General features: G+C 69.0%; 15 protein-coding genes. 13 read left to right on the forward strand and 2 right to left on the reverse strand.

Going from position 1 to position 16,975, the window contains the following annotated elements:
* Positions 1-305 precede the first annotated feature (305 nt).
* The 4 genes from K307_RS16110 to pdeM are packed head-to-tail and all read left to right on the forward strand — an operon-like array spanning position 306 to position 6,476.
* Positions 306-1,418, forward strand: a complete 1,113-nt coding sequence (locus tag K307_RS16110) for a ligase-associated DNA damage response exonuclease (protein ID WP_051974928.1) — start codon at positions 306-308, stop codon at positions 1,416-1,418.
* Entirely contained in the window at positions 1,415-3,088 is a 1,674-nt protein-coding gene (locus tag K307_RS16115; protein WP_042879559.1) for an ATP-dependent DNA ligase, read from the forward strand. Before K307_RS16110 ends, K307_RS16115 begins: the two co-directional genes overlap by 4 nt.
* On the forward strand, positions 3,085-5,772 hold the full coding sequence (locus K307_RS16120; RefSeq protein ID WP_042879561.1) for a ligase-associated DNA damage response DEXH box helicase: 2,688 nt from the start codon (positions 3,085-3,087) through the stop codon (positions 5,770-5,772). Before K307_RS16115 ends, K307_RS16120 begins: the two co-directional genes overlap by 4 nt.
* On the forward strand, positions 5,769-6,476 hold the full coding sequence (gene pdeM, locus K307_RS16125) for a ligase-associated DNA damage response endonuclease PdeM (protein WP_042879564.1): 708 nt from the start codon (positions 5,769-5,771) through the stop codon (positions 6,474-6,476). Before K307_RS16120 ends, pdeM begins: the two co-directional genes overlap by 4 nt.
* On the opposite strand, the gene K307_RS16130 is transcribed toward pdeM, so the two are convergent.
* Positions 6,461-7,231, reverse strand: a complete 771-nt coding sequence (locus K307_RS16130; RefSeq protein WP_042879566.1) for an SDR family NAD(P)-dependent oxidoreductase — start codon at positions 7,229-7,231, stop codon at positions 6,461-6,463. The genes pdeM and K307_RS16130 overlap by 16 nt on opposite strands.
* Before the next feature lie 947 nt (positions 7,232-8,178).
* Between K307_RS16130 and K307_RS16135 the strand changes: the two genes are divergently transcribed.
* From K307_RS16135 to K307_RS16175, 9 genes are all read left to right on the forward strand, one after another.
* Positions 8,179-9,108: a LysR family transcriptional regulator gene (locus K307_RS16135; protein ID WP_042879568.1), complete on the forward strand. Its 930-nt coding sequence runs from the start codon at positions 8,179-8,181 to the stop codon at positions 9,106-9,108.
* A gap of 388 nt (positions 9,109-9,496) precedes the next feature.
* Positions 9,497-9,850, forward strand: a complete 354-nt coding sequence (locus tag K307_RS16140) for a Zn-ribbon domain-containing OB-fold protein (protein WP_042879570.1) — start codon at positions 9,497-9,499, stop codon at positions 9,848-9,850.
* 28 nt (positions 9,851-9,878) lie between these two features.
* Positions 9,879-11,024 (forward strand): thiolase family protein, encoded by a 1,146-nt coding sequence (locus K307_RS16145; RefSeq protein ID WP_042879572.1) that lies wholly within the window; start codon positions 9,879-9,881, stop codon positions 11,022-11,024.
* Position 11,025: 1 nt separating this feature from the next.
* The gene (locus tag K307_RS16150; RefSeq protein ID WP_042879574.1) at positions 11,026-11,790 is read left to right on the forward strand and encodes an SDR family oxidoreductase; all 765 of its coding nucleotides are present in this window, start codon (positions 11,026-11,028) and stop codon (positions 11,788-11,790) included.
* A gap of 10 nt (positions 11,791-11,800) precedes the next feature.
* The gene (locus tag K307_RS16155) at positions 11,801-12,604 is read left to right on the forward strand and encodes an enoyl-CoA hydratase/isomerase family protein (protein WP_042879576.1); all 804 of its coding nucleotides are present in this window, start codon (positions 11,801-11,803) and stop codon (positions 12,602-12,604) included.
* Positions 12,605-12,636: 32 nt separating this feature from the next.
* Positions 12,637-13,620, forward strand: coding sequence for a tripartite tricarboxylate transporter substrate binding protein (locus K307_RS16160; RefSeq protein ID WP_042879578.1), 984 nt, complete (start codon positions 12,637-12,639; stop codon positions 13,618-13,620).
* Entirely contained in the window at positions 13,617-14,042 is a 426-nt protein-coding gene (locus tag K307_RS16165; protein ID WP_042879580.1) for a PaaI family thioesterase, read from the forward strand. The genes K307_RS16160 and K307_RS16165 overlap by 4 nt, the downstream gene beginning before the upstream one ends.
* Position 14,043: 1 nt before the next feature.
* Entirely contained in the window at positions 14,044-15,276 is a 1,233-nt protein-coding gene (locus tag K307_RS16170) for a CaiB/BaiF CoA transferase family protein (RefSeq protein WP_042879581.1), read from the forward strand.
* Positions 15,273-15,953 (forward strand): nitroreductase, encoded by a 681-nt coding sequence (locus K307_RS16175; protein WP_042879583.1) that lies wholly within the window; start codon positions 15,273-15,275, stop codon positions 15,951-15,953. Before K307_RS16170 ends, K307_RS16175 begins: the two co-directional genes overlap by 4 nt.
* 15 nt (positions 15,954-15,968) lie before the next feature.
* On the opposite strand, the gene gcvA is transcribed toward K307_RS16175, so the two are convergent.
* Positions 15,969-16,865 carry a transcriptional regulator GcvA gene (gene gcvA / locus K307_RS16180; RefSeq protein WP_042879585.1) on the reverse strand — a complete coding sequence of 299 codons (897 nt, stop codon included), beginning with the start codon at positions 16,863-16,865 and terminating at the stop codon, positions 15,969-15,971.
* Positions 16,866-16,975: the final 110 nt, after the last annotated feature.

Here is a 16,975-nt window from a genome sequence, read left to right on the forward strand (position 1 = left end):
TTGTTGGAGGGCAAGCGCGATGGGATAGAACAGCGTTGGTTGGAATTGGACAACTTCGCTACTGAACTGGAAGAAAAAGCTAGGCAATACCTCGCCTGAATTGTCAATGGCTTACTCGGGAGGTGAGTAATTCACTCCGGCGAAACGCCTGCCCTCTACCTGGCCGCTTTTGTCGGACCTCCACCGACACCCAAACCGGACTCCACCGAATCCACGGCCCCTGAACCGCCGCAGTATGATTCCCAAGTCTCCCGCCCCGGGAGCATCGCGGCCGCCCGCTGGCCGCAGTGCATCAGGAGGCACGCTTGGCCCCAGCCCGGCCCCCGCAGGCTGAACCCGCCCCCGCCGGCGATCTCATCGTCGCCCGCCCGGAGGGCCTCTATTGCCCGCCCGGCGACTTCTATATCGATCCTTGGCGCCCGGTCGAGCGCGCCGTCATCACCCATGCCCATTCCGATCACGCACGTTTCGGCCACGGTCACTACCTGTGCTCGGAACCCGGCCGGGGCGTGCTGTGGGCGCGCCTGCCCGGCATCCACCTGAACACGCTGCGCTACGGCGAACGCATCACCCACCACGGCGTCACGCTGAGTCTGCATCCGGCCGGACATGTGCTGGGCTCGGCACAGGTACGCCTGGAATACCGCGGCCAGGTCTGGGTGGCCTCCGGCGACTACAAGCTCGAAGCCGACGGCACCTGCGATCCGTTCGAGCCAGTGCCGTGCGACACCTTCATCACCGAAAGCACCTTTGGCCTGCCGATCTACCGCTGGCCGCCGCAGGCGACGCTGATGGCGGAGATCTTCCACTGGTGGCAAACCAACGCGCAGGCCGGCCGCGCCAGCATCGTTTACGCCTACACCTTCGGCAAGGCCCAGCGCATCCTGCACGGCCTGCTGCGCCATGCCGGCGCCGACGGCATGCCCGGCCCGGTGGTCGTGCATGGCGCGCTGACCGTGCTCAACGCCGCCTATGCCGAAGCCGGCGTGGCGTTGCCACCAATGGCGCTGGCCACGGAGCTGCCGCCGCGCAGCCCGCTGCTGCGCCAGGCGCTGGTGGTGGCGCCACCATCGGCGCAGCGTTCGACGTGGTTGCGGCGCTTCGGCGATGCGTCCGACGCCTTCGCCAGCGGCTGGATGCAGTTGCGCGGCACGCGCCGGCGCCGTGGCGTCGATCGCGGCTTTGCGCTGTCCGACCATGCCGACTGGCCCGGGTTGCTGAAAGCCATCGCCGCCACCGGCGCGGGCCGCATCATCGTGACCCACGGCAACGTGCCGGTGATGGTGCGCTACCTGAACGAACGCGGCTGGCAGGCGCAGGCCTTCGACACCGAATACGGCGACGACGACGAATCCGCGCGCAGTGAAGCGCAGGTTGCGGAGCCGTCCGAGGCCAGCAACGAGGAGGCCGCGCCATGAAGGCGTTCGCCGACCTCTACGCCGCGCTCGATGGCACCACTTCTACCAAGGCGCGGCTGGCCGAGTTGGTCGACTACCTGCGCGTCGCGCCGCCGGAAGACGCCGCCTGGGCCGTGTATTTCCTGGCCGGCGGCAAGCCGCGCCAGATCGTGCCGGTGTCGCTGCTGCGCGAACTGGCGCGCCAGGCCGCGGACCTGCCAGACTGGCTGTTCGAGGAAAGCTACCAGGCCGTTGGCGACCTCGCCGAAACCATCGCCCTGCTGCTGCCCGACCCGATGGACGCCGATCACGCCGGCCTGGCTGAATGGGTCGAGCAACGCCTGCTGCCGCTGCGCGGGCTGCCGCCGGAGGAACTGATGCCACGCCTCGACGCACTGTGGCGGCGGCTCGACGCGCACGGCCGGCTGGTGCTGTTCAAGCTGATCACCGGCGCCTTCCGCGTGGGCGTGTCGCGGCTGCTGGTGACGCGTGCGCTGGGCGAAGTGGCAAATATCGATCCCAAGCGCGTGGCCGAGCGCATGGTCGGCTACACCGACCTGTCGGCCCGGCCCGATGCGGCACGCTTCCTCGCGCTGCTCGCGCCAGAGAGCGACGACGACCGCGAACTGCGCGCCAGCGGCCAGCCCTACCCGTTCTTCTTAGCCCATCCACTGCAGGCACCGGTCGAGCAGTTCGAATCCGTGCTCGGCGCGCCGGAGAACTGGCTGGTCGAATGGAAGTGGGACGGCATCCGCGCGCAGCTTGTCCGGCGCGGCGGCCAGACCTGGCTGTGGTCGCGCGGCGAGGAGCTGATCACCGAACGCTTTCCGGAAATCCTGGAAGCGACCGGGCAACTGCCGGACGGCACCGTGCTCGACGGCGAGATCGTGGTCTGGAAACAGGGCCGCGTGCAGCCCTTCGCATTGCTGCAGCAGCGCATCGGCCGCAAGACGCTGAGCGCCAGGCTGCTGCGCGAGGCGCCCGCCATCCTAATGGCCTATGACCTGCTCGAATGGGAGGGCGAGGACTGGCGCACCCGCCCGCAGGCCGAACGGCGCAGGCGGCTGGAACAGGTGGTGTCGGACTACGTCCATCCCTCGCTCGAACTCAGCCCGCTGGTCGAGGCCGAAAGCTGGGAACGCTTCGCGCGACTGCGCGACGCCTCGCGCGAACTCGGCGTCGAAGGCTTCATACTGAAGGCCACTAGCGCCGCCTACGGCGCCGGCCGCACCAAGGATGTAGGCGTCTGGTGGAAGTGGAAGATCGACCCGTATTCTGTCGATGCGGTGCTGGTCTACGCGCAGCGCGGACATGGCCGCCGCGCCAGCCTCTACACCGACTTTACCTTCGCGGTCTGGAACGCCCCGCCCGGCACGCACGACCGCGCGCTGGTGCCATTCGCCAAGGCATATTCCGGACTGACCGATGAAGAGATGCGCGCGGTCGACGCGATCGTGCGCCGGACCACGGTCGAGAAATTCGGGCCGGTGCGCAGCGTGGAGCCCACGCAGGTATTCGAACTCGGCTTCGAGGGCATCGCCCGCAGTAGCCGCCACAAGAGCGGCATCGCGGTGCGCTTTCCACGCATGCTGCGCTGGCGCACCGACAAGCCCATCGAAGAAGCCGACACGCTGGCCACGCTGGAAGCAATGCTGCCGGCCGCTGCAGCGCAGCGGGAGGATGCGGCATGAGCCCGCCGCGCGCCGCGCGCCAGCCCGCCGAAGAAACCGCTACCGAGCCGCTGACAATCGCCCAGGGCCTGTCGGCGCTGTTCGACGTGCGCGGCTGGCAACCGTTCGCCTTCCAGCGCGAGGTCTGGACCGCGATCGCGCACGGCCAGAGCGGGCTGCTGCATGCCACCACCGGCACCGGCAAGACCTATGCGGCATGGCTGGGCGCGCTGATGGCGTTCGGCACGCCGCGCGCGGCACCGTCCCACGACAAACCCGCGCCGCCGCTGACAGTGCTGTGGCTGACGCCGATGCGCGCCCTTGCCGCCGACACCACGCGCGCCTTGCAGGCGCCGCTGCCCGAACTGGACCTGGACTGGACCGTCGCACTGCGCACCGGCGACACCGGCAGCGCCGAGCGCGCCGCGCTGCAGCGCCGGCTGCCTACCGCGCTGGTCACCACGCCCGAAAGCCTGACGCTGATGCTGACGCGCGCGGATGCGCACGAAACGCTGCGCCGCGTGCGCATGGTGGTGGTCGACGAATGGCACGAACTGCTCGGCAACAAGCGCGGCGTGCAGGTGCAGCTCGCGCTGGCGCGGCTGCGGCAGTGGCAGCCGGCGCTGATGGTGTGGGGGCTGTCAGCCACGCTGGGCAATCTGCCTCATGCGGCCGACGTGCTGCTGTCCGGCGTGCCTGACGAGCGGCGCGTGCTGGTGCACGGGCATACGCCCAAGAAACTGGTGATCGACACGCTGCTGCCCGACAACGCCAGCCGCTTCCCATTTGCCGGCCACCTCGGCCTGTCAATGCTGCCGCACGTGGTCGAGGAGCTGGCGCACAGCGGCACCACGCTGGTATTCCTCAACACCCGCTCGCAGGCCGAGCTGTGGTACCAGGCGCTGCTCGACGCACGGCCGGACTGGGCCGGCGAGATCGCGCTGCACCACGGCTCGCTCGACCGTGACGTGCGTGAATGGGTCGAACTGAATCTGAAGAACGGCATGTTGCGCGCGGTGGTATGCACCTCCAGCCTTGACCTCGGGGTGGACTTTTTGCCGGTGGAACGCGTGCTGCAGGTCGGCTCTCCCAAGGGCGTGGCCCGGCTGCTGCAGCGCGCCGGCCGCTCCGGCCACGCGCCGGGACGCGCTTCGCGCGTGACCGTAGTGCCCACGCACAGCCTGGAACTGGTGGAAGCGGTGGCGGCACGGCACGCGGTACAAGCCGGCCGCATCGAGGCGCGCGAGTCCCCCGACAAGCCGCTCGACGTGCTGGTGCAGCACCTGGTAACGGTGGCGCTCGGCGGCGGCTTCCGCCCGGAAGCACTTCTGGCCGAGGTACGCTCAGCGTGGGCCTACCGCAACCTGACCGACGAAGAATGGCAATGGTGCCTGGACTTCGTGCGTCAGGGCGGCGCCACGCTGTCGGCCTATCCCGACTTCCGCCGCGCGGTGCCGGACGAGGAAGGCGTCTGGCGCGTGCCGGACATGGGGCTCGCGCGGCGCCACCGCATAAGCGTGGGCACCATCGTCAGCGATGCCACCATGCAGGTGCGCTACTGGAGCCGCGCGGGCAGCGGCGGCGCCTCGCTCGGCACGGTCGAGGAAGGCTTTATCGCGCGGCTGGCGCCGGGCGACTGCTTCCTGTTTGGCGGCCGCTTGCTGGAGCTGGTGCGCGTGCAGGAAATGACCGCCTACGTGCGCCGCGCCACCGGCAACCGCCCGGTGGTGCCGCGCTGGAATGGCGGCAAGATGCCGATGTCGACCGAGCTGGCCGAAGCCGTGATCGACACGCTCGAAGCCGCCGCCGCGGGCCGGCTCGATCCGCGCGCTACGCCCGAGCTGCCGCTGATCCAGCCGCTGGTGGACCTGCAGGCGCAGTGGTCGGCCCTGCCCACCCGCCATACGTTGCTGGCCGAGTCGTTGCACTCGCGCGAGGGCTGGCACCTGTTCCTGTACCCGTTCGCTGGCCGCTCGGTCCATCTGGGGCTCGGCAGCCTGCTGGCCTGGCGCCTGGGGCAGAAGGTGCCGGCCACGTTCTCGGTCGCGGTCAACGACTACGGGCTTGAATTGCTGGCCTCCGCGCCGCTGGACTGGGCCCATTGGCTGCCGCAGGTGCTGGCCGAGGAGCGCCAGCGCGACCTCGCCGCCGACGTGCTGGGCAGCCTCAACGCGGGCGAGCTGTCGCTGCGCCGCTTCCGCGAGATCGCGCGCGTGGCCGGTCTGATCTTCCAGGGCTACCCCGGCGCGCCCAAGAGCGCGCGCCAGCTACAGGCTTCGTCGAGCCTGTTCTACGAGGTCTTCCGCAAGCACGATCCCGGCAACCTGCTGCTCGGCCAGGCCGAGCGCGAGGTACTGATGCAAGAGCTGGATGCGCACCGGCTGGCCGATACGCTCGAACGCCTGTCGGCGCTGAAGCTCGACCTGCATGAACTGAAGCGGCCCACGCCGCTGTCGTTCCCGCTGGTGGTGGAGTTCCTGCGTGAGAAGCTGAGCACCGAGAAGCTGGCCGACCGCATCGCCCGCATGCTGGCAGATCTGGAACTGGCGGCGGGTCCGGAGCCGGGAGAAGCGGAAAACATGCCGGCCGACGCAGTGGCAGAAGCCGCCCGATTCGGCATGGCAGACCACGCCGGCCCGTCCGGGCGCCCGCCACGCAAGCCGCGCCGGGTGCGCAAGCCTTCGAAGCCCTTACCGCTGCTATGAACCCGGATGCCCGCACATTGGAAGCGCACGGCGCCTTCACCGTAACCGCCGCCGGCGAGACGCTGTGGCTGCTGCCCGAGCATGCGATCTGGTGGCCTGCGGCCGGCATGCTGATGGTGGCGGATGTCCACTTCGGCAAGGCCGCGGCGTTCCGCGCGCTGGGGCAGCCGGTGCCGCACGGCACCACCGGCGACAACCTGGCGCTGCTGACCCGGCTGACCCGGCAACTGCCGGTGGAAGAACTGGTGTTCCTCGGCGACTTCCTGCACGCGCGCGCCGCGCGCACGCAGGCGGTGCTGCAGGCGCTCGATCACTGGCGGCACGGGCTGCCGCCGCAGGCACGCTGCACCCTGGTACGCGGCAACCACGATGCCCGCGCCGGTGACCCGCCGGAGTCGATGGACATCGCCGTGGTGACGGAACCCGCGGTGGCGGGCCCGTTCGCGCTATGCCATATGCCCGGCGTTTCGCCGCAGGGTTACGTGCTGGCCGGCCACTTGCACCCGGCTTGCCTGCTGCGCGGTGCAGGCGCGGACAGCCTGCGCCTGCCCTGCTTCCTGTTCGGCCCGCGCGGCGCCATCCTGCCCGCCTTCGGCGCCTTCACGGGCCACGCCACGGTGCGGCCGCAGCCGGATGAGCGCGCCTATGTGGTCGGCGGCGGCCGGGTCTGGCCGGTGGGGCGTCCCGCTCAGAACAGCGTATAGCCGCCGTCGATGACGAAGGTATCGCCCGTGTGATAGGCCGACGCCGGGCTCATCAGGTAGACCGCGATGCCGGCGAAGTCGCTGCCCTCGCCCCAGCGACGCATCGGCACGCGCTTGTGCACCATCTCCTGGAACGCGTCGTTGGCCTGCGCCGCGCCGGTCATCTCGGTCTTGATCCAGCCCGGCAGGATCGAATGGGCGCGGATGCCTTTGCGCGCATACTCGACGGCCAGCCCGCGCATCATGGAGATCACGCCGCCCTTGGTCGCGGCATAGTGCTCCGAGCGCGGCGCGCCCTCGATCGCCGCCACCGACGCCGTGGTGCAAAGCACGCCGCCCTCGCCCTGCGCCAGCATCTGCCGCACCGCGGCCCGCAGCGTGAAAAACGCGCCGTCCAGGTTCACGCGCATGGTCTTGCGCCAGACCTCCGCCGTCATGGCGTCGAACGGGCTCTTGTTGCCGCCGACGCCCGCATTGGCAAAGCAGCCGTCGATACGGCCCAGCGCGGCGATGGTCCGCTGCATGGCGCCATCGACCGCCTGCTCGTCGCCCACGTCGCAGAGCTCGGCATGCACCTTGCGGCCGTGCTGCTTCAGCCGGTCGGCCGCCGCGGCATTCTTGTCCGCGTTGGTGCCCCAGATTGCGATATCGGCTCCGGCCGCAGCCAGCCCTTCGGCAATGCCCAGGCCGATGCCGCCGTTGCCGCCGGTCACCAGCGCCACTTTTCCTGTCAGGTCGAACGGGTGCTTGCTCATGTCTCTCTGTCTCCTCGGGGTGGTCTGTCGCTGCCTTGGTCGGACATTGTTGACATCACGGGCGGCAAAGCTCGTCGTCGGAATGGATGAAATTTGGGCGCGCAGTGCCGCAGGCCGCCGTCGGGCTTGCAGAGAGTATTTGGACGGGGCAGCGGGGGGATGCGTGACGATAGCCACGCCGCAATGCGGATAGCCCAGCGGAACTGGCTGGGCTATTTTCGTTGGGTATGCCGGGCGCGCGGGTCAGTGGATCGGCGCGAGCGCAGTGCTGCAGCGCGCGCCAACTCCCGCTGAGCGCGCCGAGGACGTCCGCGACTTGCTTGGTTCAGCGCGTGGGGCGTGAGGCATGCTCAATCGCCTTTCACGGGAGCTATCGCAAGCCGAAGAAACTGAGTACCGCGAGGATGATGACAACGGCTCCAACCAGCCAGACTATGTTCATGACAGCTCTCCTTGTTCCAAAGGTATCGGCGCTAGTAAGGTCGAAAACCGACTGACGGCCTTTTGCGCGTGGGAAGGTCGACTTGGGTAACTCATCCAACCTCGCGCCGGCGATATGCCCATCGCTATCAAGAACCCCGCAACTTTCGTGCCGTCACGGGGCTGGTGCATTTACCTCCCCTCGCGGTGCAATTCATGGCCAGCACAAGCGACTGAGAGGGTCAGGAACCTCTCTTATTACAAAGAACGACGGGTTTTAATTACAAACTCCGGTGACAGCAGCGGCTTGCATCGACTGCTTTATCCCGGCCCACGCTCAAACTGCACATTTCGCGTACTGCGAGCCTCGGCAACAGCCACGTCGGCGCATCGCCAACCGTCGCGAGGCATAGTGCAAGCCATTGGTCCGCGTGGTTTCCAGCCGTGGGCAGTGGAAGGCAACGGCCGTCGAATCCAGCCGTGATTCGCACTATGATGCCCACATCCCCAACCCCCAGTTGCCAATCATGGACAAGGCCCGCGTCCTCACCCTCTTCCTCGGCGTCGTTCGAGCCAATAGCTTTCATCGCGCGGCGGTCGAGGCCGGCGTAACGCCCCAGGCCGCCAGCAAGGCCGTGCGCACGCTGGAAGACCACCTCGGCGTACGCCTGCTCCACCGCACCACCCGCAAGCTCAGCCTCACCACCGAAGGCGCCCGCCTGTTCGAGCTGGCCGCGCCCGGCATGCGCCAGCTCGACGAGGCGCTCGAACTGGTCCGCAGCAGCAGGAGCGACGACGACGGCCTGATCCGCCTGACCGCGCCGCCGTCGCTCGGCAGCCGCGTGCTGGTGCCGCTGGTGCGGGGCTTTCGCGAGCAGTACCCCGGCATCACCTTCGATGTGGTGCTGAGCGACCTCTTCACGGACCTGGTCGAAGCCAAGATCGATGTCGGCTTCCGCGTCGGCACCAGCCCGGGCCAGAACCTGGTGGCGCGGCGGCTGTGCGACCTGCCGCTGGTTATCTGCGCGTCCCCGGACTACCTGGCACGACACGGCGAGCCGGCCTTCCTCGACGACCTGCTGCAGCACCAGTGCACCGGCTTCCGGCGTCCCTCGACCGGGCGCGTGGTGCCGTGGGAGCTGCAGGTGGACGGCGACCTGGTCTACCAGGAGGTTCCTGCGGTGGCGAGCTTCAATGACGTCGAAACCGAGGTCGAGGCGGTGCGGTCCGGTATGGGCATCGGCCAATTGCCCGCCTACATGATCCACGCCGACCTGGTCAGCGGGCGACTGAAGGCGATCCTGCCGGGGTACAGCAGCAGCAATGTCGGCATGTACATGTACTACCCGCATCGCAGCCAGATGCCGGTGCGGGTCCGGCGGTTTATCGACTTCGTGGTCGAGGCGAGCCGGGGCGCGGAGCAGGCGCTGTCGCGGCTGGTGGGGATCGTGGCCTGAGCCTCTTCACAACCGCTTGTTTGCAACGACGACGACAGCAGCAGGCACCCCTCTCTCGCGTGCGGGAGGGGTGGGGAGAGGGCAGGCGTGTCAAAGGCAGACGCCCGTGGGTTAAAACCGTTGGCCCCGCTTGATGTGGTACCTAGCTAAACCACCCCTCACCCCGGTCCCTCTCCCCCCTGAGGGGAGAGGGAGAACACCATCCTTAGGCTAGTTCCGGCGGCGTTGGCGCACCCAACACCGCGCGCTTCTGCCCGCCGCCAAAGCGCGTCTCCAAACGCCCCCCTTTCGCTTGATTTTTTCTCAACCGAAAAGGCCGGAAATATCGTTTGTCGCGCAGCCCGCCGACGACAACTATTACGCCAAGGCCAACCCACAGGAGACAGCCATGTCAGACCAGCCCTATCCGCTCTGGAGCGCGGAACCCGTCCCTCACCTGCTAGCCTCGCGTGACCGCGCCACCGGCGAGTGGATCTTCCCGGCGCTGCCCGCCGACTCGCCGCTGGCGGAGGGTCACGAGACCGTTCCCATCACCGGCACGGGCGTGCTCTACAGCTTCACCGTGATCCATCCCGCACCCAAGAGCGGGCAGCCGCCGTATGCGCTTGGCTATGTCGATTTCGTGGGCCCGGTGCGCATCTTCGGCCGCCTGCTGGGCACGGCGCGTCCGGTCATCGGCGAACGCTACGCGCAGCGGCATGACGCCGAACTGGGCTATGTCTTCGAGGCCGTCACGGCCTGAACGATCGAGAGAAGGAAAGGTAAGCAAGATGCAGGACATCTACATCCAAGGCGGCGCGATGACGCCGCTCGGCCGCCACCCCGGCGTGCTGGCGCCGGAACTGGCGCAACAGGCGATCCTCAAGGCGCTGGCCGATGCCGACGTGCCGGCCGGCCGCATCCAGGCGGTCTACTGCGCCAACGTGCTGGGCGGCATGATCCTCGGCCAGCTGATCGTGCGCGACCTCGGGCTCAAGGGCATCCCCGTCTACAACGTCGAGAACGCCTGCGCCAGCGGCGCCACCGGCGTGCACCTGGCACGGCACGCGCTGCTGGCCGGGCAATATGAGACGGTGCTGGTCTTCGGCATCGAGCAGCTGACCGCGCTTGGCGGCGGCACCATCCCGCTGCAGCGCAATGACCACAAGACCGAGCTCTATGCGAAGTCGGGCATGGTGCTGCCGGCGGTGTATGCGATGCGCGGCACGCGTTTCCTGCACGAGCGCGACGCCAATCCGTCCGATCTCGCCGAAGTGGCCGTGAAGAACCGCTACCACGGCTCGCTGAACCCGTATGCCCAGCAGCGCAAGACCACCACGGTCGAGGAAGTGCTGGCCTCGCGCATGATCGCCGACCCGCTGACGCTGCTGCAGTGCTGCCCGTCGCAGGTTGATGGCGCGGCGGCGGTGGTGTTGAGCACACGCCGCCCGGCGCAGGCGCGGCCGGTGAAGGTGCTGTCGTCGGTGGTGGTGTCGGGCATGCGCGAGGAGGCCGACGACGACATCCTCGATGCCGAGATCACCGCGCGCGCCGCGCGCCAGGCCTACGAACAGGCCGGTCTCGGCCCGCAGGACGTCGACGTGGTCGAGCTGCACGACGCCTTCACCATCGCCGAACTGCTCTACTACGAAGTTCTCGGCCTGGCACCGCGCGGCGACGCCGTGCCCCTGCTCAAGTCCGGCGCAACGCGCCTGGGCGGGCGCGTGCCGGTCAATCCGAGCGGCGGCCTGCTGGCCAAGGGCCATCCGCTGGGCGCCACCGGCGTGGCACAGATGGTCGAGATCCTGTGGCAGCTGCAAGGCCGCGCCGGCGAGCGCCAGGTGGCGGATGCCCGCGTCGGCCTGACGCAATGCACCGGCGGCGGCATCGCGGGCGTGGACCACGCCGCCTCTTCCGTCCATCTACTGGGAGTCTGAGATGGGCACGCAACGTTTCGATCCTTCCCATGTGGCCGTGGTCACCGGCGCCGCGCGCGGCATCGGCCTGGGCATCGCCACGCAACTGGCCCGCCAGGGGCTGGCCGTGGCCCTGCTCGACCGCGACGCCGCCGCGCTCGATGCCGCCGTCGGCGCGCTGGTTGCCGAGGGCTTCAACGCCTTCGGCGCCAGTGCCGACCTGACCGACTCGGGCGCGGTCAACGACGCCTTTGCGCACGTACAGGCGCGCGCCGGCCGCGTCGACTACCTGGTCAACAACGCCGGCGCCGTGCGCGACATGCGTTTCCTGAACATGACCGACGCGGACTGGGACCTGGTCATCGATACCAACCTGCGCTCGCAGTTCCTGTGCTGCCGCGCGGCGCTGCCCGGCATGGTCGAGCGAGGGTACGGGCGCGTGGTCAATATCTCGTCGCGAGCCTGGCTGGGCGGCTTCGGGCAGGCCAACTACTCCGCGGCCAAGGGGGGCGTGGTCAGCCTGACGCGCTCGCTGGCAATCGAGTTCGCGGGCAAGGGCATCACCGTCAACGCCGTGGCGCCCGGCATCGTCGATACCCCGCTGTTCCGCGGTTTCGCGCCCGAGGTGCAGGCGCGGCTGCAAAAGTCTGTCCCGGTGCAGCGCATCGGCACCGCCGACGACATCGCCAACGCGGTCAGCTTCTTCCTCGATCCGCAGTCGTCGTACGTGACCGGGCAGACGCTCTATGTCTGCGGCGGTCGCAGCCTGTCGTCGCCGAGCGTGTAAGGAGGCCGCCATGACCATACGACTCCACACCGAAGGCGCGGTCGCCGTGCTGACCATCGACCGGCCCGAGGCGCTCAATGCGCTGGACGTGACCGCGCTGCGCGAACTGCGCGCGCAACTGGCCGCAGTGCGCGATCGCATCGACCTGCGCGTCGCGGTGCTGACCGGTGCCGGCACGCGCGCCTTCTGCGCCGGGGCGGACCTGAAAGGCACGCGCACTTCACCGGCCACCTACCCCGAAGCGCTGTTCCGCGCGCCGGAGCAGGCGGCGGACCTGGGCCTCTATATCCGGCTGATGGACCTGACCGACCTCGGCCTGAACAAGCCGCTGATCGCCGCGCTCAACGGGCATTGCCTGGGCGCGGGGCTGGAGATCGCCTTGCAGTGCGACTTGCGGATTGCGTCGGCGCAGGCCAGCTTCGGCCTGCCCGAAGCTGCGGTCGGCTCGATCCCGGCGGTCTCCGGCCTGCATCGGCTGCTCAAGGCCGTGCCGGCGGCCCACGCGATGCAGATGGTGCTGACCGGCGAGCGCATCGACGCCGCGCACGCCGCGCGCATCGGCCTGGTCAGCGAGACGGTGGCGCCCGATGCCTTGCTCGACCGTGCCCTCGCTCTGGCCGCGCGCATCGCCGCCAATGCACCGCTGGCCGTCCAGGCGGTCAAGAAGCTGTCGCGCCAGACCAGCCACCTCAGCGAGGCCGACGCGCAGCAGCTTACCGAACTCTACTGGGGCGTGCTGCGCGATACCGCCGACCGCACCGAAGGCCGCCAGGCATTCGCCGAAAAGCGGCAGCCTCGCTACACGGGCCGCTGAGCGGACCCACCAGAACCAGACAGGAGACAACCATGGCAGGAATTTCCCGATTCATGCGTGCGGCGCTGGCCGGCGTGCTCGCAACCACGGCACTAGGTGCGACGGCGCAGGCCCCCTTCCCCACGCAGAAGCCGATCACTTTGGTCGTGCCGTTCGCCCCCGGCGGCGGCAACGACATCCTCGCGCGGGTGATCGCGCCCAAGATGGGCCAGGTGCTGGGCCAGACCATCGTGATCGAGAACAAGCCCGGCGCCGGCGGCAACCTCGGCACCGATTATGTCGCGCATGCGGCGCCGGACGGCTACACGCTAGTGATCGCATCCAGCCAGGTCACCATGAACCCGTTCCTCGGCATGAAGGTGCCGTTCCGGATTGAGCGCGATTTCGAGCCGGTCGGGCTGATCGCGTCGGTGCCGATCATGCTGGTCGCCAATCCCGACCAGCCGTTCCGCACGCTGCAGGAATTCATCCAGTTCACCCGCGCCAATCCGGGCAAGCTCAGCTACAGCAGCCCCGGCCCCGGCACTCCGCAGCACCTGGCCGGTGAAGTGTTTGCAAAGCTGAACAAGACCGAGCTGCTGCACGTGCCCTACCGCGGCACCGGCCCGTCGATCACCGACCTGATGGGGGGCCAGGTACAGATCTCGTTCGCCACCTTTGCCTCGTCGATCCAGTATGTGCGCGCCGGCAAGCTGCGCGCGCTGGGCATCGCCGGCAAGAAGCGCAGCAAGCTGATGCCGGACCTGCCCACCTTCGCCGAAGCCGGCATCACCGGTTATGACGCGGAACTCTGGTACAGCATGCTGGCACCGGCCCACACGCCGAAAGCCGTGGTCGACAAGGTCAACGCCGCGCTGGTGGCCGCGCTCAAGTCGCCCGACGTCGCCGAGCAGCTGACCCGGCAGGGCTTCGAGGCGCAGGCGTCCACGCCGGCCGAACTCAAGGCCTATATCGGCAAGGAAATGTCGCGCTGGCAGCGCGTGATCCAGGACAACAACATCAAGGTGGCCCTATGAACGCCCCTGATGAACGCCATGTCCTGCCTCCCACCGACAACCCGCTGCTGGACTACCTCGGCATCCGCCTGGCCAGCGTCGGCGACGGCCGCTGCACCTTCGAGCTCGACCTTGAGCCGCGCCACCTGAACCGCCAGGGCAGCGTGCAGGGCGGCGTGACCGCCACCCTGCTCGACGCCGCCTGCGGCTACGCCGGGCTGCCCGCCGGTCCTGACGGCGCGCTCGGCCACGCCGTCACGGTGATGCTGACGATCAGCTATCTCAGCAAGGCCAGCACGGGCCGGCTGCGCGCCACGGCGCAGGTCACCCGCGCCGGCAAGAGCCTGTACTTCGCCTCGGCGGAGCTGACCACCGACGCCGGCGTGCTGATGGCCACCGCACAAGGCACGTTCAAACGATCCCGCACCCTTCCGGAGGCATGACATGTTGCGCGACGCACTGGACGGCCTGACCGTCATCGACTTTACGCAGATCGGTGCCGGGCCGACCTGCACCATGCTGCTGGCCGACATGGGCGCCAGGGTCATCAAGGTGGAGCCGCCGGGTGGCGAGCTAGGCCGCGGCCTGGGACCGGGCTGGCTCGGCGACGACAGCGCGCTGTTCCACGGCTTCAACCGCAACAAGCTGGGCGTGGCGCTCGACCTCAAGTCCGCCGACGGCGTCGCCGTGGCACACCGCCTGATCGCGGGCGCCGACATCGTGGTGGAAAGCATGCGCCCGGGCGTGATGGAGCGCCTCGGCCTCGGCCATGCGCAACTGGCCGAAGCCCACCCCGCGCTGATCTACTGCTCGATCTCCGCCTACGGGCAGGAAGGGCCGTATGCGCATCGCGCCGGCGTCGACGGCATCATGCAGGCCGATTCCGGCCTGATGAGCCTGATCGGCCTGCCCGATGGCGAGCCGTGCAAGGTGCAGGCGCCGGTGGTCGACGTGATGACCGGCTACGTGGCCTGCATGGGCGTGCTGGCGAAGCTCGCGCAGCGGGCGCGCGACGGCCTGGGCGGCCATCTCGATGTCAGCCTGCTCAATGCGGCGCTGGCGCTGCAGCAGTCGTCCCTCACCAGCTATTGCGCCGACGGGCAACTGCCCGAACACGTCGGCAGCGCGGCGCCCTACTCCGCGCCCAACCAGGCCTTCCGCACCGCCGACGGCTGGGTCATGGTGGCCGCCTACATGCCCGAGCGCTGGCGCCGGTTGTGCGATGTGCTGGGGCGGCCCGAGCTGGCCGATGACTCGCGCTTCGCCACGTCGCCGCTGCGCGTGGCCAATCGCGCGGCAATGGTGGAGGTGCTGACCAGCGAGTTCGTCACCCGCTCGACCAATGCGTGGCTGGCCATCCTGCAGGACGCCGACATCCTGTGCGCGCGCGTGGCGACCTACGAGGATGTCATGGCGCATCCGCAGGTGGCCGCCAACCGCATGGTGCAGCGCGTCCGGCACGACACGCTGGGCGAGATCCGCATGCCGGGATTCCCGATCAACAGCGCGCAGGAAAACGCGCTGCCAGCGCGGCCGGCGCCGGCTTGCGGGCAGCATACGCAGGCCGTGCTGGCCGGACTGGGCTACAGCCCGTCGCAAATCGCCGCGCTACAAAAGGACGGCGCGATCCACTGCATCGATGCCGGCCAGCAACGCCTGGCCGCCGCGGCGTCATGAACCGCGCCCACATCATCGCGGCGCTGTATGCGCGCCGCAGCGTGCGCGGCTTTCTCGATACGCCGGTGCCGGAGCAGACCGTGGCCGCGATCCTGGCCGACGCCGCGCGCAGCCCGAGCGCATCGAACACGCAGCCGTGGCGCGTCTACGCCTGCGCCGGCGACGTGCGCGAGCGCCTCAGCGCAGCCCTGCTGGCACTGCACGACACCGGCGGCGGTGAGTATCGCGAGGAGTATGTCTACTACCCGCCCGCGTGGCGCGAACCATACCTGGCGCGGCGCCGCACGCTGGGCAAGGCGCTGTACGGCCTGCTCGGCATCCCGCGCGGCGACGCCGCCGGCATGGCGCGCCAGTACGCACGCAACTACGCGTTCTTCGGCGCGCCGGTGGGGCTGTTCTTCACCATCGAGCGCGGGCAGGGCCAGGCTGCGTGGCTGGATCTCGGCATGTTCCTGCACGCGGTGATGATGGCCGCGCTCGGGCACGGCCTGGAAACCTGCGCGCAACAGGCGTTTGCGCGCTACCACCAGGTCATCCGCGCACAGTTGCGGATTCCGGACAGCGAGATCGTGGTGTGCGGCATGTCGCTCGGCCATCCCGATCCGCGCGAACCGGCCAACCGCCTGCGCACCGCGCGCGAGCCGGTGGAGGCCTTTGCGCGCTTTGCCGGATGGTGAGCGCAGCGATGCGCCTCAGCCTTGCGTGTCGAACTGCGCCAGCAACCACTGGCGGAACACCGCCATGCTCGGACTTTCCTTGCGGTCAGCCGGCGTCAACAGGTAGTAGGTGAATTCGCCCATGTCCACGGTCTGGCGGAATGGCGCCAGCAGCCGGCCGGCGTCGAGATCCGCCGCCACCAGGAAGCGCTGTGCGATCGCAAAGCCCTGCCCTTCGACCGCGGCCGCATAGGCCATGGCCGAGCTCTGGTAGGTCATGCCGCTGCGCGCATCGACCTGCCCGTCCGCGCGCGCGGCCTTGAGCCAGTGGGCCCAGTCATCGGGCCGCGCGATCGAGTGCAGCAGGGTCTGGTGCTGCAGGTCGGCGGGCTTCTTCACCTTCGGCCCGCCCGCGAGCAGCGCCGGGCTGCATACCGGCACCAGGATGTTAGACACCAGCCGGTGGGTATTCACGCCGCTCCACTTGCCGTCGCCCAGCCGGATCGCGCCGTCGATGTCCTCCTTGCGGAAGTCGACCGGATCGAGCGAGGCGGTGAGCAGCACCTCGATGCCGGGGTTGGCGGCATGGAAGCTCGACAGCCGCGGGATCAGCCAGCGCATGGCAAAGGTGGTGTAGGCGCGCACCTTGAGCTGCTTGCGCTTGGCGCGCTTGCTCAGCCGCCGCGTGGCCTCGCGCAGGTCGTCCATCGCCTTGGTCACGGCGCGGTAGTAGTCCTCGCCGGTGCGGGTCAGCGAGATCTGGCGGTGGCCGCGGTGCAGCAACTGCACGCCCAGCCCGTCTTCCAGCGCGCGGATCTGGCGGCTGACGGCGCCGGGCGTGACGTGCAGCTCCTCGGCAGCCGTGGTGATGCTGAGGTGCCTGGCGGCGGCCTCGAAGGCGCGCAAGGCGTTCAGTGGGGGCAGTTTGTCCATGCCGGCGAGTCTGCCACACGGTTGAGGTTTTCTCAATCGGCGCGCCGGCTTTTCATTCCCAACCTTTGGTTGTCATTCAAACGAGATTGAACCGCCTAGTGTTGCGGGCG

The organism is Cupriavidus necator A5-1 (assembly GCF_000744095.1).
In the GTDB taxonomy this organism is placed as follows: Bacteria; Pseudomonadota; Gammaproteobacteria; order Burkholderiales; family Burkholderiaceae; genus Cupriavidus; species Cupriavidus necator_A.

Excerpts from the sequence above, each read along its gene's own strand:
- K307_RS16115 (WP_042879559.1), top strand. The coding sequence starts at position 1,415 with ATGAAGGCGTTCGCCGACCTCTACGCCGCGCTCGATGGCACCACTTCT.
- K307_RS16120 (WP_042879561.1), top strand. The coding sequence starts at position 3,085 with ATGAGCCCGCCGCGCGCCGCGCGCCAGCCCGCCGAAGAAACCGCTACC.
- pdeM (WP_042879564.1), top strand. The coding sequence starts at position 5,769 with ATGAACCCGGATGCCCGCACATTGGAAGCGCACGGCGCCTTCACCGTA.
- K307_RS16130 (WP_042879566.1), bottom strand. The coding sequence starts at position 7,231 with ATGAGCAAGCACCCGTTCGACCTGACAGGAAAAGTGGCGCTGGTGACC.
- K307_RS16135 (WP_042879568.1), top strand. The coding sequence starts at position 8,179 with ATGGACAAGGCCCGCGTCCTCACCCTCTTCCTCGGCGTCGTTCGAGCC.
- K307_RS16140 (WP_042879570.1), top strand. The coding sequence starts at position 9,497 with ATGTCAGACCAGCCCTATCCGCTCTGGAGCGCGGAACCCGTCCCTCAC.
- K307_RS16145 (WP_042879572.1), top strand. The coding sequence starts at position 9,879 with ATGCAGGACATCTACATCCAAGGCGGCGCGATGACGCCGCTCGGCCGC.
- K307_RS16150 (WP_042879574.1), top strand. The coding sequence starts at position 11,026 with ATGGGCACGCAACGTTTCGATCCTTCCCATGTGGCCGTGGTCACCGGC.
- K307_RS16155 (WP_042879576.1), top strand. The coding sequence starts at position 11,801 with ATGACCATACGACTCCACACCGAAGGCGCGGTCGCCGTGCTGACCATC.
- K307_RS16160 (WP_042879578.1), top strand. The coding sequence starts at position 12,637 with ATGGCAGGAATTTCCCGATTCATGCGTGCGGCGCTGGCCGGCGTGCTC.
- K307_RS16165 (WP_042879580.1), top strand. The coding sequence starts at position 13,617 with ATGAACGCCCCTGATGAACGCCATGTCCTGCCTCCCACCGACAACCCG.
- K307_RS16170 (WP_042879581.1), top strand. The coding sequence starts at position 14,044 with ATGTTGCGCGACGCACTGGACGGCCTGACCGTCATCGACTTTACGCAG.
- K307_RS16175 (WP_042879583.1), top strand. The coding sequence starts at position 15,273 with ATGAACCGCGCCCACATCATCGCGGCGCTGTATGCGCGCCGCAGCGTG.
- gcvA (WP_042879585.1), bottom strand. The coding sequence starts at position 16,865 with ATGGACAAACTGCCCCCACTGAACGCCTTGCGCGCCTTCGAGGCCGCC.